This window comes from Streptomyces sp. NPDC002564 (genome assembly GCF_042889645.1).
Lineage (GTDB): Bacteria > Actinomycetota > Actinomycetes > Streptomycetales > Streptomycetaceae > Streptomyces.
Genome location: NZ_JBIARE010000001.1, coordinates 965,544 through 989,283 on the forward strand (window position 1 = coordinate 965,544; position 23,740 = coordinate 989,283).

Annotated in this window: 28 protein-coding genes; all 28 read right to left on the reverse strand. The window is 71.2% G+C overall.

Annotated features, from left to right (window positions below):
• Positions 1-106: 106 nt before the first annotated feature.
• Positions 107-841, reverse strand: a complete 735-nt coding sequence (locus tag ACFYXE_RS04445; RefSeq protein ID WP_389308710.1) for a hypothetical protein — start codon at positions 839-841, stop codon at positions 107-109.
• Between the two features lie 27 nt (positions 842-868).
• Complete coding sequence (locus tag ACFYXE_RS04450; RefSeq protein ID WP_389308712.1) at positions 869-1,624, reverse strand: hypothetical protein; 756 nt, start codon at positions 1,622-1,624, stop codon at positions 869-871.
• A 26-nt stretch (positions 1,625-1,650) separates the two neighbouring features.
• Entirely contained in the window at positions 1,651-2,346 is a 696-nt protein-coding gene (locus tag ACFYXE_RS04455) for a hypothetical protein (protein ID WP_389308714.1), read from the reverse strand.
• A gap of 21 nt (positions 2,347-2,367) precedes the next feature.
• Entirely contained in the window at positions 2,368-3,264 is an 897-nt protein-coding gene (locus ACFYXE_RS04460; protein WP_389308716.1) for a hypothetical protein, read from the reverse strand.
• A complete protein-coding gene (locus ACFYXE_RS04465; protein ID WP_389308718.1) occupies positions 3,261-4,037 on the reverse strand; it encodes a hypothetical protein in 777 nt (258 codons plus the stop codon). Before ACFYXE_RS04465 ends, ACFYXE_RS04460 begins: the two co-directional genes overlap by 4 nt.
• On the reverse strand, positions 4,034-4,450 hold the full coding sequence (locus ACFYXE_RS04470) for a hypothetical protein (RefSeq protein WP_389308720.1): 417 nt from the start codon (positions 4,448-4,450) through the stop codon (positions 4,034-4,036). Before ACFYXE_RS04470 ends, ACFYXE_RS04465 begins: the two co-directional genes overlap by 4 nt.
• Before the next feature lie 107 nt (positions 4,451-4,557).
• The gene (locus ACFYXE_RS04475) at positions 4,558-5,007 is read right to left on the reverse strand and encodes a hypothetical protein (protein WP_389309529.1); all 450 of its coding nucleotides are present in this window, start codon (positions 5,005-5,007) and stop codon (positions 4,558-4,560) included.
• An 82-nt stretch (positions 5,008-5,089) separates the two neighbouring features.
• Complete coding sequence (locus ACFYXE_RS04480; RefSeq protein WP_389308722.1) at positions 5,090-6,883, reverse strand: hypothetical protein; 1,794 nt, start codon at positions 6,881-6,883, stop codon at positions 5,090-5,092.
• Positions 6,880-8,019: an AAA family ATPase gene (locus ACFYXE_RS04485; RefSeq protein ID WP_389309531.1), complete on the reverse strand. Its 1,140-nt coding sequence runs from the start codon at positions 8,017-8,019 to the stop codon at positions 6,880-6,882. The genes ACFYXE_RS04480 and ACFYXE_RS04485 overlap by 4 nt, the downstream gene beginning before the upstream one ends.
• A 194-nt stretch (positions 8,020-8,213) precedes the next feature.
• Positions 8,214-8,435: a hypothetical protein gene (locus ACFYXE_RS04490; protein ID WP_389309534.1), complete on the reverse strand. Its 222-nt coding sequence runs from the start codon at positions 8,433-8,435 to the stop codon at positions 8,214-8,216.
• 62 nt (positions 8,436-8,497) lie between these two features.
• Complete coding sequence (locus ACFYXE_RS04495) at positions 8,498-9,739, reverse strand: MFS transporter (protein ID WP_389308724.1); 1,242 nt, start codon at positions 9,737-9,739, stop codon at positions 8,498-8,500.
• 39 nt (positions 9,740-9,778) lie between these two features.
• On the reverse strand, positions 9,779-10,699 hold the full coding sequence (locus tag ACFYXE_RS04500; protein ID WP_389308726.1) for a hypothetical protein: 921 nt from the start codon (positions 10,697-10,699) through the stop codon (positions 9,779-9,781).
• A gap of 295 nt (positions 10,700-10,994) precedes the next feature.
• Positions 10,995-12,002: a hypothetical protein gene (locus ACFYXE_RS04505; RefSeq protein WP_389308728.1), complete on the reverse strand. Its 1,008-nt coding sequence runs from the start codon at positions 12,000-12,002 to the stop codon at positions 10,995-10,997.
• Positions 12,003-12,024: 22 nt separating this feature from the next.
• Positions 12,025-12,375 (reverse strand): hypothetical protein, encoded by a 351-nt coding sequence (locus tag ACFYXE_RS04510; protein ID WP_389308730.1) that lies wholly within the window; start codon positions 12,373-12,375, stop codon positions 12,025-12,027.
• A 2-nt stretch (positions 12,376-12,377) separates the two neighbouring features.
• Complete coding sequence (locus ACFYXE_RS04515) at positions 12,378-12,779, reverse strand: hypothetical protein (RefSeq protein ID WP_389308732.1); 402 nt, start codon at positions 12,777-12,779, stop codon at positions 12,378-12,380.
• Between the two features lie 70 nt (positions 12,780-12,849).
• Positions 12,850-14,031, reverse strand: coding sequence for a hypothetical protein (locus ACFYXE_RS04520; protein ID WP_389308734.1), 1,182 nt, complete (start codon positions 14,029-14,031; stop codon positions 12,850-12,852).
• Between the two features lie 52 nt (positions 14,032-14,083).
• Positions 14,084-14,890: a DUF317 domain-containing protein gene (locus tag ACFYXE_RS04525; protein ID WP_389308736.1), complete on the reverse strand. Its 807-nt coding sequence runs from the start codon at positions 14,888-14,890 to the stop codon at positions 14,084-14,086.
• The gene (locus tag ACFYXE_RS04530) at positions 14,883-15,677 is read right to left on the reverse strand and encodes a glycosyltransferase (protein ID WP_389308738.1); all 795 of its coding nucleotides are present in this window, start codon (positions 15,675-15,677) and stop codon (positions 14,883-14,885) included. The genes ACFYXE_RS04525 and ACFYXE_RS04530 overlap by 8 nt, the downstream gene beginning before the upstream one ends.
• Positions 15,678-15,734: 57 nt before the next feature.
• Positions 15,735-16,259: a hypothetical protein gene (locus tag ACFYXE_RS04535; protein WP_389308740.1), complete on the reverse strand. Its 525-nt coding sequence runs from the start codon at positions 16,257-16,259 to the stop codon at positions 15,735-15,737.
• 81 nt (positions 16,260-16,340) lie between these two features.
• Positions 16,341-16,850 carry a hypothetical protein gene (locus ACFYXE_RS04540; protein ID WP_389308742.1) on the reverse strand — a complete coding sequence of 170 codons (510 nt, stop codon included), beginning with the start codon at positions 16,848-16,850 and terminating at the stop codon, positions 16,341-16,343.
• Positions 16,851-16,928: 78 nt separating this feature from the next.
• Positions 16,929-17,390: a hypothetical protein gene (locus ACFYXE_RS04545; RefSeq protein ID WP_389308744.1), complete on the reverse strand. Its 462-nt coding sequence runs from the start codon at positions 17,388-17,390 to the stop codon at positions 16,929-16,931.
• An 18-nt stretch (positions 17,391-17,408) separates the two neighbouring features.
• Positions 17,409-18,206 carry a hypothetical protein gene (locus ACFYXE_RS04550; protein ID WP_389308746.1) on the reverse strand — a complete coding sequence of 266 codons (798 nt, stop codon included), beginning with the start codon at positions 18,204-18,206 and terminating at the stop codon, positions 17,409-17,411.
• Between the two features lie 290 nt (positions 18,207-18,496).
• Entirely contained in the window at positions 18,497-18,958 is a 462-nt protein-coding gene (locus tag ACFYXE_RS04555; RefSeq protein WP_389308748.1) for a hypothetical protein, read from the reverse strand.
• 126 nt (positions 18,959-19,084) lie between these two features.
• Entirely contained in the window at positions 19,085-19,552 is a 468-nt protein-coding gene (locus ACFYXE_RS04560; protein WP_389308750.1) for a hypothetical protein, read from the reverse strand.
• A 37-nt stretch (positions 19,553-19,589) separates the two neighbouring features.
• Positions 19,590-21,104 carry an ATP-binding protein gene (locus ACFYXE_RS04565; RefSeq protein ID WP_389308752.1) on the reverse strand — a complete coding sequence of 505 codons (1,515 nt, stop codon included), beginning with the start codon at positions 21,102-21,104 and terminating at the stop codon, positions 19,590-19,592.
• 47 nt (positions 21,105-21,151) lie between these two features.
• Positions 21,152-21,694: a hypothetical protein gene (locus ACFYXE_RS04570; RefSeq protein ID WP_389308754.1), complete on the reverse strand. Its 543-nt coding sequence runs from the start codon at positions 21,692-21,694 to the stop codon at positions 21,152-21,154.
• 23 nt (positions 21,695-21,717) lie between these two features.
• Positions 21,718-22,188, reverse strand: coding sequence for a DUF6238 family protein (locus ACFYXE_RS04575; RefSeq protein ID WP_389308756.1), 471 nt, complete (start codon positions 22,186-22,188; stop codon positions 21,718-21,720).
• 58 nt (positions 22,189-22,246) lie between these two features.
• Entirely contained in the window at positions 22,247-23,719 is a 1,473-nt protein-coding gene (locus ACFYXE_RS04580) for an SCO6880 family protein (protein WP_389308758.1), read from the reverse strand.
• Positions 23,720-23,740 lie beyond the last annotated feature (21 nt).

The window sequence follows — 23,740 nt, forward strand, 5'->3', positions numbered from 1 at the left end:
CTAGGGGTGATGGGCGGGGGCGTGCGGTCGGGCTCGTGAGTGACGGTGGGCTCCTGGTGAGGGTGGGGCCGGCATCGGTGGGCCGGGGCCAGCGAGGATCGTGAGGTCAGCGCGTACGGCGTGCGTGCGCGGCGGGTGACGGTGGCGGTCGATGTGCTGCCTGGTCGGCGAGCGCGGCGCGGTAGGCGGTCCCGCCGAAGAGGCCCGCGTCGATGTCGACCCGGTATCCGGCACGGGCCAGCAGAGGCACGGCCCGGTCGGTCATGGACTTCATGGCGATCTCGTCCATCGCGTCCGGGATCTGATGCCAGACGTCGTCCTCGACCTGGTGCCGGTCTAGGCCGATGCCGTCCAGCAGGGCCAGGAGATGCTCGGGGGCAGCGGCGCGAGTGTCGACGTAGATCGTTCCGTCGCTGTGGTAAACGGTGACGTCGACGTCGCGCTCGTCGGCGAGGGTCATCGAACCGAGCCGTGCAGGGCGGCTGCGGGGCGCAGGCGGGGCTGGGGCGCTGTGGTCGCGCAGGGCCGTGGCAGCGTCGGTGTAGGCGTCGGCGTCCCAGACGCCATCGTCGAGACGGACCACATATCCGGCCTTGTGCAGCCAGGGCACCGCATGGGTGGCGAGCTGCTTCTTCGCGTCCTCGCCGAGGTGGGCGGGTGCCTCGTGCCAGACGTAGACGGGCCCGGGGGTGGGCAGGGTCCGGCGCTCGAAGCCGAGGGTGTCGAGGAGGGCGAGCAGTTCCTCGGGCGCGCCGGTCGGGGTGTCGGCGTGCACGGTGTCGGTGAGGGGCTTGCGGTAGATCGTGACGTCGGTGCCTTCGTCGTCGGCACGGTTTCCCACGTGCGGATACTCCTGTGCGGGTCGGGTCTATCGCCGTCGCGCGGACGGCGAGGACGAGGTCGCGGGCGGCGCGACGGGGGTGGTGCCTGGGGCAGGTCGCGTCCGCGGATGACGCAGCACCGTGTCGATGCCCAGCGCGGACAGCCGTTCTTTGCTGGCTCGTACGGAGGCGGCCTGGTGGGCGGTGTCGTCGCCCGACAGGACGAGGACGGATCGCGCCGTGTCGAGGACGAAGCCGTGGTCGGTGAGTACCTGGGTGACGTCGGCACGGTCGGGCTCCTCGACCACGAGTGCACCGTCCGACCACGTCATGACCAGGTGTTCTGGAGCGGACGATGCCTCATTGAGGTGCTCGGCGTTCTTGACGACCTGGTGGGCTGCGACGTAATAGCGGGGCAGGAAGTCGACGGTGATGTGCTCGGACGCGCTGAACGGGTCGGCCTGGACGGCGATTCCGTCGGGTTCGCGTACGCCGCGGAATGCCTCAGCCGGTAGGTCGCGGGGCGCTAGTGCGGCGATGAGGTATCCCTCGGCGTGGCCGGGCTGTTCCGTGACGAACAGGCGTGTCCCGTCGTGCCGTTGCAGCACAGCGCAGTGGTGCACGGGGTGCTTGGCCAGGGCGTCGGCGACCTCGTTCATGTCCCAGACCGCGTCGGTGAGGACGTGGTGGACGTTGAGTTCGCCAAGGTCAGGGTGGTACGCGCTGGTCCAGCTGCCCGGCAGTTCGCCGGCGAGGACGGCAGCGAATGAGCCGAGGCTGGTGTCGGGGATGGGGTCGTGCATGGGCTCCTCGGAAGGGAAGGGGGAGATCAGCGCCGCGGGCGGGCCGGTGCGGCGACGGTGCTGGTGGGTAGGCGAGGCGGTGCTGGAGGGCAGCCGCAGACGGCGGAGGCTTCGCGTTCCTGCGGTCCGATTTCGGCGGTGCAGGCGAGGCGCTGGGGATGGTCCTGGTGCCGGTCGGCGAGGTCGTTGCGCAGGTGTGCGAGGTCGGACCACAGGACGCCGAGTTGGTGCTCGGCCAGGTCCTGCAACCGTTTTGCCGTGTGCGGATCCGATGGCTGGCCGAGGTCTTGATAGAAGCCGGCGGTGGCCGCGATGACCTCGCCGAGGGCGATCAGGACGCCGTCGTGGGAGGCCGTCAGTTCGGTCAGGACGTCGGCGACCTCGTCGCTGGTGCTGGCTTCGCGGATCTGCTCGGCGAGGTGGGCGACCTGGGAGCCGAGGGGGAGGTAGTGCGGCTCACGCAGCTCGGTGTCGAAGGCTTGGTCGGCCTTGACGTCGTAGTTGACGGCGCGAAGCCGGGCGACGGCGCGGGTGGCGAGACGTTTCTCCTCGGCCTTGTCGAGGCCGACGGGCAGGCGGTGATACGTCTCGTGGAGGCGGACGACGGGGACGAACCCGGTGCGTTCAAGGATGCTGTGGGCTTCGGGATCGCCGCCGCGAGCGAGGACTTCCCCGGAGTGCACATCGCGCCCCAGGGCCAGGTAACGATCGGCGAGGGCCAAGAAGGAGATGCTTTCTGACGGTCAGCGGGCGAGCCGGGTGGCGTTGGGCTGAGCGAGGGGCCCACCCGGCATGGCAGATGGTCTAGTTGGGCGAGATGATGTCTGGCCATTGGCTGGCAGCGTGCCGGCCAGGAAGTCGAGGTCCTGCTGGATTCCATGCAGGCGGCGGGCGATCAGTTCCAGCTGATGTGCGCGGTCGCGGCCGTGCGCACCGGGGAGGCGTTCGAGGCGGTGAGCCGCGTGCTCGACGAGGCCACGGACGGTGGACAGCGGACCGGCGTCCTCGTCGGCGAGTTGCCGCAAGAGTTCGGCGAGTTGCGCGGTGGCGGTCCATGACGGTCGTGCGCGTTGGGAGAACCGTGCGCCCTGCTGTGGATCCGGCCCGCCGACCGATGGCCGGATCAGCCCCAGCTCCGCTTCCAGGCGCCGGCTCTCGGCGGTCAGACGCGACGGGTTCGACCGGTGATCTGTCCATGTGCCGTCGGCTCGGATGAGGTTGGCGATCAGGTCGATGCGGCCGGGCTGCGCTTGTACGGCGATCCAGTGGCAGCCGCGTTCGTCTCCGGGGCGGTGGATGTCCGCGGTGCGGGCGATCCGGTGGGCGATCTCGGACCACTCCGGGCGGGTGAGGTCGCGGTCGTCCGGGTGCAGGCGCGCGGAGGCATGCCAGATGGCCCGGCGGTCGCCTTGTGGGCTGGCCGCGTGGCGGTGCTGCCAGGACGGGCCATTGAGGTGCTGGGCCCACTCGGCAGAAGCCCAGACGCGGTCCTCGTCGTCGAGGAAGTAGGCGTCCAGCCCCGACCAGTGGGCGACCACCGTGTGGTCGGTCAACCCCTCCTGGCGGCTGACGGGCCGGTCCAGGGCCTCGGCGAGGGCTTCGTTGGGATCGAGGCCGCGCGGGTGAATGCGAATGATCATGACGGGGTGGTGTTCCGGGTCGCGCGGGCGTGCTGCGTGAGGTCGTAGGCAAGGGCGATGAGCGCGTGCTCACGGACCAGGTCGGCGTGCACGGCCGGATCGCCGGGCGGCAGCAGGTCCAGGGCGTGCCCGATGGCGGTGAGCGCTTCGGGGTAGTGGCCCAGGCTGCGCCGGGCCGAGGCCATGCGGAACAGAGCGATGGGGTCGCGCAGCCCGCCCTCGGGGAGCAGGCCCACCAGGGCCAGCAGCATGGGAGCCCGGCCGGGAAGCAAGGTGCCCAGCCACACGCCGTGCAGCAGGACGTGCAGCGTCTTGGGGTGGTCGGGAGCGGCGACGAGGACCCGGTGCATGACGGCGAGGCCGTCGGAGCGTGACTGCCCCAACCGTGCGAAGGCGTATAGGGCTTCGCTGTACGGGTCCTCGTTCAGCACGCTCACCGGCACCGTGTTCATCAGGTCCTCGATGTCACGGCAGCGGAAGTCGTAGCGCAGCGTGCTGAGGTAGAGGTGCCGGTGCGTTCGCCAGCTCACCGGGTCCTGATCGGCGGCGGTGACGTGCTCGGGGGTGAGCACGGCCAGCGCGCTGTTGCCGGCGGCGCGGGCCTGCCAGGCGACGTCGGCGCACACTTCGGCCGACTCCTGCCACGTCGCCTCCGTCTCGCGCAAAGCCTCGGCGAGCAGCGTCGGCCACTCGCTCCCGGGGATCGCCTCGATGGCCGCCGAGGCCGCACCGTTCAGGGCCGTGGCGCGCTCCGACCTGAGTGTTCGGGTCACTGGCCGCCCCGCGCGTCGGCGACGTGCACCACCTGGTTGAGGTGGGTGAGCGAGTACCAGCCGCAGTCGACGTCCTCGTCGGCGCCGGTCAGGCGCGGGACCAGGTAACTGCGCAGCGCCTGCTGGTAGATGAGGCAGTCCGGGCACCGGCTGGAGAGGTGGACCAGGTAGCGCGGGTGCGCGGTGATGTACGAGCGTTCGCCGCCGGCCGGGTCGTACAGGCGCCAGCCGTCTTCGTCCGTCGGGGTGTGCCACGAGGGGGTGACGACCTTGTAGGCGTCGCCCCACAGTTCGCTGCCGGAGGTGCCCTTGAGGATCACGACCTGGTCACCGGGCCGGAAATGCTGGTGGGTGATGTCCCGGTCGGGGGTGACGATGTCACCGGGGGCGTGCGGATGGCGGGATGGGGGCACAGCGGGGTTCCTTCCACGAGGTGCGCGAGGAGGCGGTGGGAGGAACAAGGATCCGGACGATCCCCGGTTTCGGTAACCGGGGATCGTCGGGTATACAGCTGCGCGGCCTACCGGAAGGGGTTCTCCGTCCCGGTGTCCTCGGACGTGGCTGCGTCGAGGAGTTCGGGCAGGTCAGAGCCCTCGGCGTCCCGCTGGTCGATCCACCAGCCGGCGCGGGTGACGGTGCGGATCTTGTCTTCCAGGACGGTCCAGTCGGCTTCGTCCCAGGTGCCCTCGCTCACCAGCGTGCTGTACGCGGCGGTGACGAGCTGGTGGCGGGAGCGTCCACCCCAGTCCAGGGCACGCTCGGGTCCTTCGAGCGGCGGCATGTCGAACTGCTCGGCCCACTCGTGGGCGGCCTGCTGCTCCTCGGCGCGCTTGGCGGCGAGCCAGGCTTCTTTGGATTCCGTGTCGGAGTCGCGGGCGGCCTTCCAGCAGTCGGTGCAGTCGCGGCCTTCGAGCCAGCGCGCGTATCCGGCGCGCCGGTCGGCGGGGCGGTTGGACAGGTTGTGCGTCACTTCGTGTCCACAGCTGTGGATGATCTTCCAGGTCGTGCGTACTGCCACGTGGTTGGTCCTGCTTTCTGTCTTCTGGGTCGTCTCAGCGCGTTCTGCGGATGGCGTCTGTGGCCGCCTTGGCGATGGCGACGGGAGCGCTGGAGGGCTGGGGAAGGTGCAGCAAGGTGGTCCCCGGCAAGTGCTGGGATCGCGCGGTAAGGGTGAGTTGGAGCACGGCGCAGCCGGCGGTCGTCAGGCGCTTGACGCGGGTGACGGCTTGAGCGGTCTCGTCGGCGGTGTAGAGGGCGTCGGTGACGATCACGAGGAGGCGCCCGGCACCGGGGCGGCTGAGTTCGAGGCCGTGGTCGAGCGCGTCCAGGGCGTTGGCGAGGTTGTGACTGCGGCCGTTGGCGCCGAACGTTGTCACGCGCTCTGGTGCCCGGTGGGTGGGTCGGGTCAGTGCGGTCAGGTGCGTGTCGTAGGCGATGGTGGCGGTGCGGGAGTCGGGGTCGGTCAGGGCTGCTGCGCGGGCCACGATCCAGGCAGCGGATGCGACGGGCGCGCAGGCGGCATGCATGGAGCCGGAGACGTCCACCGCGATCCCCACCCGCAACGGCGGGGTGGGCGAGTTCCGGCGGCGTGTGTGGGTGAACGGTTCCGCGGTGGGGACCGACCCGGCCGCTCGCTGCGCGTCGCGGGCGAGGGCCTGGCGCATGTTGAGGCGGCCGGGCGGGGTGGGGCTGGTGGTCCGCTCCTCAGTCCGCTCGCGGTAGGCGGCGGCGCGCAGGGCACGGCTCAGTCGCGCGGCGGCCTTCTGCTCGGCGGTGGTGGGTCGGCGGCTGCCGGTGACCGGATTGTTGCGGGGCGCGGGTGTGCCGTCGGGATCGACGGTGGTGCCACGGGTGTTGAAGACCGACTTGGCGCTTGCGGCGGCTTTGCGTCGCTGGTCTGCCCGCTGGGCGCGGTCCTGAGCCTGCGCTGTGGACTTGGCGGCCATGGCGCTGGCCGCCGCTTCGTGTGCTGCGAGGTCGGCGGCGTCGGTAGCGGCCGTCCTGTCCATGACGACCCCCACGGCGCCGGACAGCAAGTCGGCGAGGTTCCCCGGCACTGGCAGGGCGGGAGCCGCGGCGTCCAGAGCGTCGCACCACTCTTGACCGCGCGCGAGCATGGTCGTGGCGTCGTGGTCGGCGCACTGGTGGGCGTCGCTCCAGATGCGGGTGAGGGTGGCCAACAGAGGGGCTCCCAGGACGTTTTCGCACAGATCGGCGACGGCCCGGGTCTCGCCGGCGTCCAGGATGCCGACGTCACGGCGGCCGAGGATCAGGGCCGCCACGGCGGCTGCCTGCTCGATGCCCTGGAAGGTGGGGTGGGCGATGTCGGGCATGACCAGGGTGCGGGCGCTGGTGCGCAGGTATGTGCGGTCCGTGGGCCGCGTGACCAGGTGTGCGCCTTCGACACGGCTCTCCTCCAGCAGGAGCGCGGCCTCGACGACCCGGGGGTCGGCTCCGGCAGGCTCTGTCCAGACGGAGTGGGCCGCGTGGGCGGCCTCGTGGACGAACACGCCCCACGCGGCCGGATAGTTCTGTTCGTCGCCCGCGATCCGCGGATGGATCTCGTGAGGCTTCAGCGGGGCGAACAGGCGGGCGTCGACCTCGACCTCGCCCAGCGCGGGGAAATAGGCGGCCGGTGCGCCGCTGCGCGTGCCGGGGCGGCAGATGACCAGGAGGTCCTGGCGGCCGGAGAGGGCGACCAGCCGGTCGCCGAGTTCGGCGCCCACGCGCAGCCATGCGTCCGGGGAGGTGCGGGGTTGCGCGGGCGGGGCGCCGTCATCGTCCCAGCGCGCGAGGTCGGCGTCGTCCTGGGTCGCGGGCGGCTGGACGTGGTGGTGAGCGCTCATCGCGAGCGGCTCCGGTGTGCGGAGGAGATGCTCGGGGGCTGCCGGACGGCTGAGGCGGGGAGCTGCTTGCCGAGGGCGAGGGGCGCGATCTTCTTGACGCCGACAGCCTTGATGACGGCGTCGGCGACGGCGTCGCGGTCCTCTTCAGGGGCGATGCCGACGAGGTTCGCGAGCGCGGCGTTGGTGCCCAGGACGGCCTCGGTCTTCTGGTAGCTGAGCAGCTCTCGCAGTTGGGGTGCCCAGCCCAGCTCGCCGATTTCGACCTGGCGGGCGAGGTTCCGGGCGACCCGGACCACCCGGGCATCGATCCGCAAGGCCAGGGCGAGGTCGTAGTCCGTGCCGATCTGGATCTGCACGCTGAACCGGGACGACAGCGCCTCCGTCAGAACCGCTCCGTGGACGCCCGGATTGTGGCCCGCCACCACGTAGAAGCCCGGCTCGGCCTTGATGGTCTCGCCCTTGTGGGCCTTGACCTGGATCTGCCGGCGCCCGTCCATCGCGGGATACAGCGCCGCCAGCACCTTCGGTGAGATCAGGGTGGCGTCATCGATCAGCAGGGCGCGGCCCTCGGTCATCGCGGTGACCAGCGGACCGTACTGAAATTCGTACCCCCCGCCATCGGCTTGCGTCCACCCGCCGATCAAGTCGCTGACCTCGGTGTCGCCGTCCCCGGCGACGGTGAGCAGGTCCGGGAACGCCGCCTCCACCAGTGAGGTCTTGCCGGTGCCCGGAGGGCCGTAGAGCAGCACCGGCACGTCGGCGTCGCGCAGGCGATTCAGTGCCTCGACGTCGGGCAGATCCGCCAGCTCGCGGGGGTGGTAGAGCTGGCCCCCCGCGCGGCGGATCGGGCCGGTCTGCTTCGGTGGGGCTGCTGCGGTAGTGGTCCTGCGGGCCGTGGTCGGCTGGGCGCGGGGAGCGTGGGTTCCCGGTGGGCTGATCACAGCGGTCTTCGCTGCTGCGGCGGTCTTCGCGTTCGCGCTGAACTGCGGCTGGCCGCTGCCGCTTTGGTTGGCTTCACCGCGTTGCACCAGAGTGTGGGCGGCGTTGCGGACGGCGCCGTGGGAGTGGCCCAGCTGCCTGGCCATGTCGCCGATGGTGAGCGCGTCCGCAGGCCGGTCGGCCAGCAGTCGGGCCACCTTGGCCCGTAGTTCGCCGCCTTTGGTCCGCGCTGGACTGGTAGGCGGTCCGGATGTGGTCACAACGAGGGTCCTTCAACAGGCTGCGGGGTGGGCGGGGTTGGCGAAGTGCTGGAGGGGCTGGCCGCTCTCGAAACGGATCACGGACTGTGCTGACATCAGCGACTGGGTCAGCCGGGGCGTGCTGTCGGCGCTCACCGGCCGGCCGAGGGCTCGGCCCAGGGACACGGGTCGGTCGACGACGAGCAGCTCGCTGGCTGCCGAGCAGGCCCGCGCGCCTGCTCCGTTCCGGGGCCCCTCGCCCGGCAGGTGCAGACGGGCGGCTCTTCGAAGCCGTCCTGGAGCAGGATCCGCCGGGCGGCCCGGTTGTAGGCGGTGGTCGTGATCTCACCGGTGAAGGCGTGCCGGATCGGCATGAACGGCTCCGGTGCTTCAGGCAAGGCGGATCTCCTATCGGTGGTGGCGGGAAGCGGAGGGTTCAGCGGGCTGCATGAGCCGGTGTGCGGCGGTGCCTGCCTTGGTGACGGGCGGTGGCGCCGGGGACGGCGAGGCGGCGGCGGGCGGCGAGCAGGATGGTGAGGGTGAGCGCGGCGCCGGCCGTGGGAAGGGCGGCGCCGATCGGCGGATGCTCGGCGAGCGCGCCAGCCAAGGCGGTCCCGGCGGCCTGGCCTGTGCCGACTGCGGCGATCAGCCAGGCGTACGCCTCCGTGGTGGTGCCGGTGGGGGCGAGGGCGTCCACGGTCAGGAAGGCGGAGGTGATCACGGCGGTGAGCAGCAGACCCGGCACTGCCGTCAGCATGACTGCGGAGGCGGGCCCGGTGACCGCCATCAGCGGCAGCCATCCGGCAGCGAATAGCAGGGCCGCTGAATGGAGTTGCGCGGTGAGCGTGCCCGGCCAGGCGCGCCGCCCGTACAGGAAGCCGCCGGCGAGGCTGCCGGTGGACAGCGCGGCGGGGATGAGCCCGGACAGCAGGCCGATGCCGAGGTCGTCGGCGAGGGCGACCGCCCAGACGTTCATCGCGCCCAGGGCGAAGCCGACGCCGCTCACCGCCACGAACAACCAGCGCAGCCCCGCGTGCGCGAGGGGCCCCAGGGCGCCGGCACGCTGGCCTTCGGGATCTGGGCGCCAGTGGCGGGAGGGCGCGGCGCTCAGCACGACGGCGGCGCCGAGCAGGCCGAGCACGGCGCTCACCACCATCGCGGTGCGCGGTCCCGTCGTCGTGGACAGTACGGCGACCAGCGGGGGCCCGGTGACGTAGATCAGTCCCTGGGCGCCAGTGTCGAGCGCGAGCGCGGCTCGGCGTTGCGCTTGGTCGGGCAGGACTGCGGGCCACAGCGCCCGCAGTCCTGCTTCCAGCGGCGGGGTGCTCAATCCGGCGAGCGCGACGAGCGCGACGGCCGGGCCCGGCCGTGCGGCGACCTCGACGACGGCCAGGGCCAGCAGGCAGACCGTGGTGAGCAGGACCGCCGTCGCGGTGATCAGGCTCTGTCCGCGCCGGTCGACCACCCGGCCCAGGACCGGCTGCCCGACGGCGGAGGCCAGTCCGTACAGCGCGCACAGCAGGCCGGCGCTCTTCAGAGATCCGCCCTGGTCTGCGACGAGCAGGAGGATCGCGACGGGCGCCATGCCGCCTGGCAGGCGGCCGACCAAGGTGCCGATCAGCAGGCGGGCAACGTGGCGTTGCGCGAGCAGCGGGCTGGAGCCGGTGGTGGGGGTCAACGCGTGCTTTCAAAGGTGAGGCGCCCCGGTGCGGGGGTGCTAGCGGCGGCGGGCGGTGCCGGGGGTGTGGGGCGCGGCCGGTCCGATGGGCGGTGTGGCCGGCGGGGCCGGGGGCGCGGGGGTGGTGTGGAACAGGGGGCGGGGGGTGCGGTGTGGTGGCAGGACGCCGGCACCCAGACCCTCGGCGACGGACTCGATCTCCTGCGTCAGCGCACCGAGCTGCCTGGCGAGGACGGACAGGCGGGCAGCAGATCGCTGGCCCTGCTTGGTCTCCAGTGCGTCGGTGAACTTCGCAGCCCGGTCCAGAAGTTCCGCCAGGCGGGGCAGTGGCCCGCGGGAGAAGCCGGAGTCGTCGATGGCGTCGAGCAGGGCCATATAGACGTCCCCGGTATGTCGCGCCTCGTCGACCTGCCGAACCAGCTTGGCGACCGGGGCCTCCGCTGCGGGAGCATGGGGCGCCAAGGGGGTGACGTCGGGATGCAGGACCCCGGCGGGAACCGCGGGCGGGGACGCTTCGACCGCCTGCTGCAGGGTGTCGTAGTGACCCAGTACCCGCATCTGCTCGCTGCCGACTTCGCCCGCCAACACCACCACGGTCTGCTCGCCGTGTTCGACGAGATACGCCAGGGTGATCAGGTCGTTGCTGGCGCTGTACCAGACATCGGTCGCGTCCAAGTCGCCGCGCTGCCATGCTGCTTGCGCGCGATCTTGCCAGAGCAGAAGTTCTTCACCGCGCAGAGGCGGGGCGGCCGGGCGGTGCTGTCCGGCGAGGTCGCCGATGATGAAGGCGCGCTCGGCCCAGGCCAGGACGTAGGGCCACAGCTGGAGGTGACGCACGCGGGAGGCGTCGGGGTCGTCTTGGCCCGTGGACGTGGAGCGGATGCGGTGGATCTGGTCGGCGGCGTGGACCAGGTCGTCGATCAGCTCGCGCCAGGCCGTATGGTGCCGGGCCGGCGGCATGGCGTCCACTGCGCTGCGCGCGGCGGCCAGCAGCGTGTCGGCGCGCGGCAGCACGTGGCGCTCGAACGCTTCGATGCCTTCCTGGCGCCTGCCGTGTGCGATGGCTGCGGCGGCGTGCGAGGCGTCTGCGGCATCTGCCGATCGGGCCCAGGCACGCTCGTAGCGCCCGCAGATGAGAGCGAACTGCGTTTGGAAGGTGTGCAGTTCATCGACGGCGGTGCTGAGTACATCGGTGGGGACGTCGGTGATGAGGTTCTCCGGAACGGGGCGTGGTCGCGGTGGTTGCGCGCGGGGTTCAGCGGCGCGGCCCGGTGGCTGCCGCTGCTGCCGGCGGGGGTATGGCGGCGGCCAGCGGCTTGGGCTTTGCCGGGGTGATGGCTGCAGGCGGTGTTGCGACGCGGGCCATCTCGATCAGTTCCTCGCCGTCGACGAGCCACACCGCCTCCGCCACGGCGAGGGCCTCGGGATCCGGATCGTCCAGATCGTCGAGAATCAGGACGTCCTCCATGCGATCGAGGAAGAAGACCTGCTCGGCCGAGAGCGTCGTCTTGTCGCGCAGGGTGGCGATGAACGTGATGGCGTGGGCGCGGAACCGGTACAGCGCCGCCTGTAGGTGCGTGGTGTCGTACGTACCGGGCTCACGATCCTGTGCCCAGCGCAGGTCCTCCTCCGCCTCGTTCAGGCGCGAGATGTGGACGGCCCGTTCGTAGTCGGGCAGCAGGCGTGTCTGAATAGACCGGGCGGCGAGCCGGGCGCTGGAGGCGATGACGCTGCGCGGAGCTGGGGCAGTCAGGTGGACGTCGTCAGGGCTCGGGGCCAGGGCGCCGACCAGGTAGGCGCCGTCCGAGGGCCGTTCAGCAAGCAGCAGCTCGGTGCCGCCGCCATCACGGAGGATCGCCGTGCAACCCAGCTGGTTCGTGTCCAGGAGGCGGTGGAGAGCGCCGGTTTCCCACACGAAGTCCCGCAGATGATGCTGGTCCTGCTGCTCTCGCAGCGGCTCGGTCTCCGCTGTCCAGTGGCCGGGCAGCGCCGCCACGATCATCTGGGCGATGTCGCCGAGGAAGGGTCGGGGGTGGGTGGTGACGGTGACCTGGCAGTCGCGGGCGGCTTGGTGGAGATGCGTAAGGGCTTGGCGGGCCTCGGACTGGTCGTCCAGCGCCAGGGTGTGGAGGCGGTCGTGGTTCTGGGTGAAACCGGCCAGGTCGAGGGCGGTCTCGGCCCACCTGCGGCCGGGCCCGCTCGGCAGGGCGATGATCTTGTCGTGGGTGCTGAGGTACAGCGTGATGTGGGCGGAGGAGGTCATGGTGCCTTAACTCGTGAGGAGTTCAGCGTCGGGGCCGCTGGATGGAGTTGGGTGCGGGCTGCGCTGTCATCGCTGCTCCGATGCGTGGCGGCCACCAGTTCACCGGAGCACTGTGCCCGGCGGCGGGGAGCAGGTTCGGGTCGAGGTCGACGTGGTAGCCCGCGGCGCTGAGCATCTGGGCGGCGTAGGTGGCCTTGTGGTTCTCGCGTTCTTGACCGGTGTCGAAGTGCAGCCGGATCCACACACCGCGCAGCGTCGGGCGGAAGATGAACCCCGCGCGGTCCAGGATCTTCGCGGCGAGCTCATCGACGGGGCCCTCGACGTCGACCTCGCCGCCTCGTTTGCGGGCGATGCGGATGGGGTCGGTGCTCATGCTCACCGTCCCCGTCCAGGCCCCGCGCCGGGCGCACGTCCGGCGAGGGGGACTGCGGCCGGTTGAGCCGCGCGCTGTGTCGGGGCGGTGGACAGCGCGGGCGCGCGCTGTGGCGAGGTGGCCGCGGCGGCCTGCGCGATGCGGGTGCGGCGTTCGGTGAGCCCGTCGCGCATGGCCGCGCGCGGCGGTGACGCGCTGCGGCCGGGGTCGAGGCTGTAGTCGGCCTGGACCTCGTAGCCGTGGCGTCGCAGGTCGTGAACGGCCTGGCGGGTGCGGCGCACTCCGTCCTGCTCGGGCTGGGTGAGCCGGTACAAGCCCGGGGTGCCGGGGACAGGCTCGAACTGCTCGCGTTCGAGGAACCAGTGGGCCAGGTGGGCGGGGATGTTCGCGGTGGCGGCGGCCACGAAGCCGTGGTCGGGGTGTGCGCCGAAGCGGAAGTGGTCAGACAGTGGCGAATCCTTCTCTCGTGAGTGGTCAGCGGTGCACTGTCGGCGCAGGCGCGGCGGGGGGTGGCACGGGGCGGGAGGTGAGGGCACGCTGACTGGAGGAGGCCAGAGTGGTCGGCCCGGCCGGCTGGGCCGCGCGGACCTGTCGCTCGAACGCCGCGCCGTCGGTGAGCCACGTCTCGATGGCCGGCAATGCGGAGAGGCCGAACTCGGCCCGCACATGGTGGTATTCGTGGGTGTGCAGCAGCCGACGGAGCGCGTGCAGATCGGTGTTGAGGGCGGTGTACTCCCGCATGGCCGCGTCGCTGTCGCCGAGGGCGCTGCGCAGCCGGACGACTGCCGCGTGGTCACCTGGCCAAGGGCTGGAAGCAGGGTCGCATCGGGCGATCAGATCAGGAGCTAGGTCGGCCACGGTGCGGAACTGGATCCAGGCGAGGTCGGCGAACGAACGTTCCAAGGCGTCCGTGATCCGGCTGGTCAACGGCACGCCATCGGCGTAGTGGCCGGATTCCTTCATCTGCTGTAGCCGCTCGTGCTCGCCCCGGATGCGCTCCAGCGCCGCCAGCACCGTGTTCAGGTCACGGTGATGCACGGCGCTTCGGTAAAGGGGCAGAAAGGTGCCGGCGATGATGGCGGCTGCCCGGTCGGGTTCGGCGGGCAGCACCATGGTGGTCGGCGTGGTGGGATCCTCGAGAACGTCTTCCTTCTCGTGGTCGGTGAGCGCGCCGAGAAGGTAGCCGCTGGGATGACCGGGCCTCTCCATCAGCAGCAGTTCGGTGCCCTGCCCGTCTTTGAGGATCGAGGCGAAGGGCACGTTGTGGTTCTGCAGAGCGGTATGAATCTCCCCCGCTTCCCAAAGCTGGTACCAGAGGTCGTCCTGCCACAGCGGGAGGCTGTAAATCTCCAGCTGAGCGCTCCAGTTGCCGGGAAGCTGGGCGGCGATCTCGGCGCCGACATCGCCGAGGTAGCGGCGGGTGCTGGTGACGAGAGCGAACCCGTGTTCGTGGGCGTGGGCTGCCAGGGCGCTGGCGGCACGCCGGGCTGCCTTCGGGTCGGTAAGCGGGACCGCATAGGCCCCGCCGGGCTGGCGGGTGAGACCGGCGGCTTCGATGGCCTGGTTGGCCTTCTGGTAGTTCTCGCCGACGGCGATCGCAACGAGGCCCAGGGTGGCGCTGGTGCTGAGGGCGATCTCGGTAGAGGGGGGTGTCATCAGGGTCCTGGTGGGTCGATCCAGCGAGCTAACGCGTCCGAACGGACGTGGCTCAGCGGGACTTCGGGGAGCGCTTGAACTGGTGGCCGGGTGCGGGGTCGGCGGATGAGGAGCGGGCAGAAGGGGGCCGAGGCGTCGGAACGTGTTCGATGGTCACCAGAGGAAGGACGGCCTTGGGGAACGGGAAGGCCGTGGTGCGCAGAATGGGACGGGGGTCGAGCGTCTTGGTGACGACCGCGTGCATGAGAAAGTCGGGCGCCTGCTGCGTGAACGAGATGTCCCACAGGTGACCGAGGTCGTCCGGGGAAGCGGCCACGTGCCAGGCGATGGACGCGTCGCCGTGGATCGGAGGCGCTGACGAGTCCGGTGGTCGGCCGATCACCGCGGCCTGCCCGTCACGCGAGATGAAGCCGGACAGCCCGGAGGCGTCGAACGGGTTCCAGGCGTCGATGTCGACCAGCAGCTCGAACGGGCCGGGTTCGGCGCCGATTCCGTAGACGACGTGATCCGGATCGGCGGCCAGCTCGGCCGCCAGAGTGCCGACGAGCGTGCAGACGAATTCGATCGGCGCGGCGCCGCTGACGCTGGTCCGCCAACGCTCGGCGGCGTCCTCGTCGCTGCGGGCCGAGATCACCAGGTGGGGGCCTCGTCCCACGCGCTCCTGCTCATGGCGGATGGTGACGCGTCGGCAGGGGCTGGTGGCGGTGAACGAGGAGCTGTCGGTGTGCGCATCCCACCCTGTCTCCTCGGCGAACACGTCCAGGAATTCGTGGTGGGTGGCAGGGAGGCTGGCGGCCAGGTACCGCGGAGAGATAAGGATCTTCTCCCGGGGGCGGTCCTGGGCCGGTGTATCAGGCATAGGTGCTTTCGGTGAGAGGCGTGTGGGGGCGAGCGGGCTGCCCCGGCTCTGCGGCGGCCGGGTCGGAGTCGCGCGGCGGCAGGCACGCGGCGCGCAAGCTGACGCCGAAACGGTGAGCGAACGACCTCGCCCGCGACTCCAGCTCGCCGTACGAGTCCTGCGCGGTCATCTGCCACGGACCCTTGCGGTAGCGGTAGACCGGCACGGGCAGCACGATGCCCGGGGCAAGGCAGGTGACGGCGAGCGCGCAGTAGTCCTCGCCTTGGACCAGGCCGCCCATGGGGGCTGCGCGCACTAGATCGGTGCGGGCCAGGAGGGTGGTCGGGCCGAGCGGGATTGTGTCGGCCGGGTCCTTCCAGTACCGCCACACGTCCCCGGCCTCGTGCCGGCCCGGCGGCGTCGGAGGTGTCCACAGGGTCGTGGTTCCGTCCGCGTGGAGGTCCTGGCTGTATCCGGCGCACCAGCCCACCCCGGTCTGCTCCAGGACGCGCAGCCGCACTTCCATCGCCTCGTCGGTGAACTCGTCATCGTCGTCGGCCCATTGCACGTACTCGGTGCGTACCTCGTCGAGGGAGAAGTTCCGGGCGCAGGCGGCGCCGACGGGGCGTCGCGGAAGGGCCAGAGTGCGAACACGGGGGTCAGCGGCGAGGGCGGCGGGCAGGTGGGCGGGGTCGGCATCGTCGAGGGCGACAATGGCCTCCCACGGCACGCTCTGACGGCACAGGCTGGCATGCATGGCCACCAGGAACGCGAGGCGCTCTGGGCGCAGTTGGGTGGCAATGACCACCGTGATCTTCGGGTGCGGGGGCAGGGGAATCTCCGGGCGGGGCGGCGGATGCTGGGGCTAGCGTCGGGCGGTCTTGCGGGGCGTCGGCGGCGCGGGCGACGAGGCCGTCGATGGGCGCCGCGGGGTGCGGGGCGGAATGACCGGAGCCCGGGAGCCCGGGGGCCAGGCGCCGGGATGGGCGTTGATACGGCTGCGCGGGTCGGTGTCCCACGCGACGACGGGGCCGCGGTCGTACACCTGCAGGGCGATCACTTCGATGCCGTGCGGGTGCAGGACGTATGCCCACTCCAGCTCGTCGGTGCCGTCCTGCGTGACCAGTAGACGGTCGGCGGTGTCGTCCGGGCCGATGACGATCACGTCGGTGATCTGGCGGCTGGGGTACTCATCGCCGCCGGTGAGGGAGCGGCGCAGGGCTTCGGGAGCGCCGTCGAGGAGATCGGTGCCCAGCTCGTCCCAGCCGTGGTCGACGTCATCGATCAGGTGTCGGGCCATCGCTTCCAGATCACCGTCGAACCGGTGCTGGTAGGCGGCCAGGAGCAGGGGCAGTTTGCTGTCGGGGTAGCCGTCGAAGTGGACGTACATGCCGGCGAAGCCGTCGGCGGTGGGACGGGCTATGACAGAGCGAGTGGACAGGTCGGTCTCCTGAAGAGCGAGCGGGAGGGGTCAGTGCGCGCGGGGGCGCGGCGCCGAAGTTGACACCGGCAGGGGCTGGGCGGGTGCCGTGCTGCGCGTGGTGGCCTGGGGTGGTGTGGTGCCGGGGATCGGCCGGCCGGGCTTCCACAGGCTGGGGGTGTCGCGGAACCGGACGTAGGGGTCGGTGTCCCACGCGACGATCGGACCGCGGGCCGTGCCGGGCGTGCTGATCACTTCGATGCCCTCCGGGTGGAGGACGTAGGCCCAGTTCAGCCGGGAGGCGCTCCGCTCGGTGATGACGAGGCGCTCGCTCGGCGAGCGCTCCGCGTAGCGGCGTCCGGCCTCGTGGTGGCCGCGAGGGAGGGTGTCGCGTAGATGGCCGGGGGCGTGGACCAGCAGGTCCGTGCCCAGGGACGACCAGCCTTCGGGTGCGTCGTCGATGAGGTACCGGGCCAGGGCCTCGGTGTCTTCGCCGAAGGTGTACTGGCGTGCGGCGAGCAGCAGCGGCAGGTGGTGGCTAGGGTGACCGTCCCAGTGCACGTACGTGCCGGTGTATCCGGTGCCGGTGGGGCGGGCGATGACGGATCGAGTGGACAGAGGATCTTCCTGTCGGTGGGGTCAGCGGGAGGAGCGGCGCACGGGCGCAGCCGGTGCGGCGGGAGCCACGGCCGGGGCGGGGGCAGCCCGTACGGCGGCGGGCCGGTTCGGGCGCGGGTAGGTGTTGGCCAGGTGGTCTTCGCTCAGGTAGGCGAGCTGGTCGCCCAGTTCAGACAGCTCGTCGGCGTGCTGCCGGTACCGCTCGGCGATGCGCGGCTCGTGGTGGCGCTCGCACCAGTCGGCCGCGGCTTGGAGGAACTGGTGCAGCTCGCCCAGGGCGCTGTGGCCGTCGCCGAGCACTGCGGACGTGACGGCCTCGAACTCCGCGGTGGTGCGCGCTTCGTGGAGCTTGTCGGCCCACGCGGTGACACCGTGTCCGGCGTCGGCGAGGGTGAACGACTTGGTGAACTGCCGCGCGTCGTAGGCAGCCCAGCGATGGAGGTCCTCGGCGGACGGCCGGGATTCGTGCGGAGGCAGGGGCATGGGGACGCTCCGCTCGCGCTAGGCGCGGTCCGTGGCCGCGGAGCCGACCGGCGGGCCGGAGGCGTCGGTGCGGGCGCAGGTATAGCCGATCAGCTGGGAGGGGGCGGCCTTCGCCGGGACGGTGGCGGCGTCGGAGCACACGAACGTGTAGGTCACCGAGGTGCGCGGGATGCCGTGCAGCCAGGCGTTCTCGTCCTTGTCCGGGTTGATCTGCAGTCCGGAGTGCGCGACGGCGTCGGTCTGGGTGTGGGTGTGGGCGAACAGCAGGAGTGCTCCGCCGTCGCGGGTCTTGAGCGCGTAGGCGTCCTTGAACCGGTTGCTGGCGCCGGCGAAGACGGTGGTGCCCAGCTTCCCGAACTTGCGGGTCGTCTCGTCGTGGACCTTGACCTGCTGCCGGCTGGCCTTGGTCGGCTTGAAGACCTTGGTGCCGGTGTTTGTCCCGCCGGTCGCGAAGTTGTCGATCACGGCGGTGCGCAGCAAATCCGAGTCGGCGGCGAGTTGCTTGTTGCCGGTGGCGTCGACTGCGGTGGCGTGGCCGTCCTTGTCGAGGGCGATGTCCGGCAGCGTCGTCGATTCGAGATCGACGACCGAGACCAGCTCCCACCGCTTGTCCTTCGGCTGCTCGGCGAAGACGGCGATGCGGCTCGGGTCCTTGCCCTTCTCGCTGGAGAGCGCGGCGGCGAACCAGCGATCCTGGCCGGTGGTGAAGCGCGGGATGTACAGCTTGGCGCTGGAGGTGTCGTACGACCACGGCTTGTACGGCTTGCGGTCTGCCTTGGGCCGGCCCTCGGTCTCGGTGTAGTCGGAGACGGACATGGCGTACACCGGGCCGTCTTCGACGGTGTCGAGCCGGGCACGGTCGCGCTCCTTGTTGGCCTCGTTGTTGGTCTTGGAGTAGGTGGTGATGACGGCGCGGGCCTGCGCGTCGCTGAGCGCCGGCGCCGATTTCGGCGCGGCAGGCGAGGGAGTGGTCTTCTTGTCGGCCGCCGTGTCGCCACCGCTGGTGCAGGCGGTGGCGGCTCCGGCGAGCAGCGCGGCGGAGACGAGCAGGGGAAGGGCGCGGGCAGCGTTGCGGATGAGGGTGCTCCAGGGGCTGGGGAAATGGGTCAGCGTGTGCGGGAGGCAGCTGAGCGGGGCAGAGGAACGGGGGCGGGGGCGGTGGCGCTCGCGCGCAGGCTGCGGGGAGCGGCGAGCCGGTCGGCCGCTTGGTGGAGTCGGGCACCCGCCTTGTTGAGTCGGCCGCGGGTGCTGTCGATCCGGGCGTGCAGCAGAGCGCGTGTGGACTCCATCGACGTGGTGCGCTGCGCCGAGCGGGGTGAGGCGGCGAACTGGTGCAGGGCGCCGGCGTGGGCGACGGCGTCACCGAGGTCCGCCAAGGCGTGCCCCAGGGCGCCGGCCGTGTGCGTGAGCTGGGTGACCGCGAGCCGAGTGATCTCCACCTCGGGGTCACGGCCGAGGCGGAGGGTGCGATCGGCGAAGGCCGCCGCGGTGGTGAGGTGCGTGATCAGTCCGGCGACGTCGCGGACGCGGTCGTCGAGATCGTCGAGGCTGTCGCTGCCGGAGTGCACCGCGTCGTTCAGCGGCAGTTCGTCGGCCGCGCTGTGAATGCGCTCGGCCAGCGAGTGCAGCTGACTGATCTGGTCGTAGAGGAAGGGCAGATGGACTCCAGGAAGTGTGCGGCAGTGCCGGCGCGATCAGCGGCTTCGAGGGCCTGGACGTCCTGCCGCGGGTGCGGCAGGAGCCGGTGTCCCTGCGGGCGCCGGAGCGGATACGGCACGTGTCCGGGGCGCAGCCTGGGAGGCTGTTCCTTCCCGGTAGGCGAGGATGGTCTCTCTGAGGTTGTCGACGGCATCGGACCGGCGAGCGGCGAGGATGTCGATCTGTGTGGCGCTGTTCTGCAGGACGCCGAGGCTGTTGATCGTCGTGTTTCCGACGGCGGCGCGCGTCAGGGTGTCGGCCGCCCTCGAAGCGGCGTCGACGAACTGCTGGTGCACGTGATCCAAGTGGCGCGCGGCCGTGTACAGAAGGTCGGCGAGCGCCGTCTCTGGCGCCCCGGCCTGGAGCCGAGCGATGACGTGAGGCGCGGCGCCGAGGGCTTCGTGCACCATCCGGGTGCCGGGGCCCGCAGACGGTGGGAGGCTGGTTGGGTTCTCGATGGGCATCCTCGGGATCGGGGGCGGCGGGCCCGGCTCGACAGGATCAATGCATACGTGCATCCGTGTCGAAAAGAGCCAATTCGTGCTGGTGCAAAAGGTGTTGAACGATGAATGATCTTCCCGCGACCTTCCACAGGCCGCGTCCGCGGTTGAGGTGGGAGATCGCGTCCGTCTCCACCGATGTGAGACCCAGCAACGCGGCGGCAGCGTGGAGTTGGTCGGTTTCCTGCCGGTAGATGATGCGGGTGGAGCAGTCGGCCAGCAGGCCCTCGGCCAGCGCGCGTCCGCGGGATCCGGCGTCTCCGGCGGTGAGCAGGTCGGACAGCCGGTGGATGACCATCAAGTTGGCGATGCCCAGGCCGCGGCTGAGCTTCCACTGGGACTGCATCCGCGCGAGGAGGCCGGGGTGGCGCATCAGCCGCCATGCCTCGTCGTAAACGATCCAGCGCCGACCGCCGTTCGGGTCGGAGAGCGCAGACTCCATCCACGCGGAGGCGCAGGTCATGGCGAGCACCAGAGCGGTGTCGTCGCCGGATCCGCCTAGGCGGGACAGGTCGATGGTGAGCATCGGCGAGTTGGGGTCGAACGCGACGGTGGAGGGTGCGTCGAACATGCCGGCCAGGTCGCCGTGGACCAGCCTGCGCATGGCGTGGGCCAGGTCGCGGGAGGCGTCGCCGAGGCGGCCGGACATGACGCCGCCGACTCGGTCGAGTTCGTCGCAGTTGTTGAGGGTGGCGGCGATGTCGCCGAGCAGGGGGGTGCGACCGCTCGCGGCGGCCTGGGCGACGACGGCGTCCAGGGCGACGTCGAGACCGGTGTGCTCCATCGGCAGGAGGTCCCGCCCGAGGACGGTACGGGCCAGGGAACCGAGCAGCAGCAGGCGGCGCTTGCGGATCTCGGACGCCCAGTCGGCCTCGGAGACGCTGTTGGGGCGCGGCGCGGCGTCCAGCGGATTGAGCTTTCCCGGCAGCCCTGGCCCGAGGGCGATGGAGGTGCCGCCCAACGCCTGCGCCACGGGCGTCCACTCGCCCTTCGGATCGCAAGGGACATAGACCCGGTAGCCGAAAGCGATCGACCGCAGCGCGAAGCTCTTGGCCAGCGCTGACTTGCCCTGCCCGATCACCCCGGCCAACAGCACGTTCGGGTTGGTGAAGCCTTCGATCTTTCCGTACAGCGCGAACGGATCGAAACAGAAGCTCGCTTCGGCGTGGACGTCGCGGCCGATGTAGATGCCCTCGGCGCCGAGGCCGCCCTCGGCGAGGAACGGGTACGCCCCAGAAGCGGTGGCGGTGGTCATACGGTGCGCGGGCAATTTGATCTTGCTGTAGCGGGAGGACGCGGGGCCGGGACGGCCGCCTGCGGGGAGGATCGGCGCCGGCATCTCCTGCTCCTCGGCCCCGGCGCCATGGGGGTGGGCGCCTGCTTCGGAGCGGGCCTTCGCGGCGGCCTCGGCGAGCTGGCGACGGGCCGCCTTGCGGGCGGCGCGATCGGTGCCGTGTGGGGTGAACAGGGGGCTGGCGCTGGCCCGGCGGGCGCGGCGGGCGGGCCGGTGGCTCATGACTCGTTGGCTTTCACGTGACGGCGATCAGGACGCAATGCCTACGGTCAGACGCGCGGGGAGGCGCTGAACAGAAGCGGCTTGCGGTAGCCCGCGCCGTCGCCCTTCCAGTCCAGCTCGATGTAGCCGTCCGCGAGGTACTGGTACTGGCCGCTCGCCTTCGTCTTGAGCGTCCCGGTCTCGTAACTCCCGTTGCCGTTGCCGCTGCTGTGTTCGAGCGCGTGCTCCAGGTACGTGTAGTTGGCGTACTTCACGACCGGGTCCGTGCCCGCGGTGGAGCGCTTGGTCTGCAGGTGGAAGCGCGCCTTGTTGAAGGTGAGGGTGCTGTGCTGGGTGCTTGCGTAGGGGCCGTCCCAGACGACCTTGGCCGTGGTGTAGATGTAGCTGCCGCTCCGCTTGGCGCAGAGCTGCACGTCGAAGTCCCAGTTGTCGGAGTCGGGGCCGGTGTAGCTCGGGTCGTCGACGGTGTAGCTGCTGGTCTTGCAGTGGTACGACGCGGCAGAGGCCGGCGCGGCGGTGGCGAGGGCGGCGGTTCCGGCGAGGGTGGCGACGATGACGGCGGTGGAGGTGGAGCGCTTCAGCTTGCGCATGCAGGGCCTTTCGGTGGTGGGGGCTACTGGCTGCAGGTGGTAGTGCGGCCGGGTGCCGGGGCGTTGAGGTCGGCCGGGGTGGTCTTGCGGCGTACGGCGTGGCCGGCGGCGAGGTGACGCTGGCAGATGGTCAGGACGGGCAGTCCCTCGGGAAAGCGCTCGGGGTGGCATTCGGTGCTCGCCGAGGTCTCCTCCGCTACGGGCAGGAGGTGGAAGGCGTCGTGGACGGCGGCGGTGGCCTGCCACAGCCGGGTATGAGCGGTGGCGAGCTGCCGGCCGGCGGCAGGATGCGCGGGCCGGATGACCTCGGCAAGCTGATCGAGGAGCTGGTGCAGCGCGGTGAGATGGGCGTGCAGCACGTCGAGGTGCACGCGGTCCGCGACCGAGGCCGGGTGTTGGGCGCGCGGGGCGAGGGTGCGCGCGTGATGGCGGATGCCGGCGCTGGCGGCCCGCAGGTACGGGTACGCGTCACCGACGGGAAGGGCAGAGGTCAAAGGGGAAAGGTTCCTTCCTGCCGCGGCGGCAGGACGTCGGCGGGGGCCAGGTGCGGGGTTACAGGGCGGTGCGGGCGAGCGGGAGGGCGCCGAGCGTGAACGCGTCGGGCTGCTGGAAGTTCAGGCGCCGCAGATCGACCTGGGCGGTGACGGCGGCGGTCTCGATCTGTGCGCAGGCGGCGTCGAGGAGGGCGTCGGTCTCGGCGGACACGGTGAGCAGGCCGGTCAGGGCGACGTCGGCGTGCCCGGCGATCAGCTGGCGCTCACGGGTTTTGACGTCCGCGTACTCGACGCTGTCGGCCTCGGAGTCGACCTGTCCACGCCGCGAGCGCTCGTTGGCATCGGCGATGATCGCGGCCTTCTTGCGCTGGACGTCGCGCATCGCTGACTCGAGCCCCTGGGGCACGTATATAAGGGAGAGGGTGCGACGCACCCCGGCGGTGAACATGAGTCCGTGCAGAAAGCCCGCCGAGGTTTCGGTGCGGGGCCAGTCCTCGACCCAGTAGGTGGCGTGCCGGGCGGAATCGGTGGCGAGCCGGTCGTACTCCTCGACTTGCACCACCGGGCCGGCGGCGGCCGGGTCGGCTTCGGCCCGCCCGGACTCTGACCACTGCTGCAGCGCGGAGAGCGCGCCCGGGTCGTAGGCGGTGCGGATGACGGCGGCGATTTCGCGCGCCGAGAGCCAGCCGGTCACCATCAGCCCGGCGCTGCGCGCGGCCTGCGCGATCGAGCTGGTGGTCTGCTCCAGCACCGTGAAGGCGGCGGGCAGCCCGCCGCCGGCCTGCGAGATGAGGCGCTTGGCCGCCTTCAGGTCGAGGCTGATGGCCAGGTATGCCTCGTGTGGGGCGGCGGCCGGACCGGCGGAGGTGACCAGGTCGCTGTAGACCTGCCCGGCTACCGGTGTCTCGGGTCGTCCTTGGTGGGCCCAGTGCCGGGCCAGGGTGTCACCGCTGTCAGGGACGGTGCGCTCCAGAACCTGCACGGTGGCCACGTGTCCGGTGCGGGCGATGCCCGCCAGGGCCCGTCCCCACCCGGTGACGTTGTGGTTCTGCGTCGCTGGGTCCAGCAGGGCGAAGGCGCGCGAGCTGACGCGGGCGATGGCGGTCAGTGTCTGCTGGTGCGGGTCGTGAATCGCGGAGGCGCCGTTGGCGGAGTCGCCGGGGGTGACCACCCGCAGAGAGGCCGCGGTGCCGGGCAGGTGCAGGACGCCGTCCTGGCGGGGACGGGTGACGGGCCGGGCGAGCCACAGAGTCTGCCCGGTGCGGCGCCGCCGCGCGAAGCGCAGCACGATCGGCGCCCAGTCGATCAGGGAGCGGCCGTGCCGGCGGATGGCGACCAAGGCGGCGACCACGGCCCACAGCGGTGTCAGGGCGATGGCACCGAGCAGCCCGGTGGACACCACCGTGATCAGCAGCAGCGCCAACGCGGCGGATACCAGGACGAGTTGCGGCAGGGAGAGGCCGAGCAGGATGCCGCGCTTCGACCTGTGGGGAAATTTGACGGTGAGCGGTTGGACGGTGAGATCAGACAAGGGCCGTTCCGGGGGTGCGCG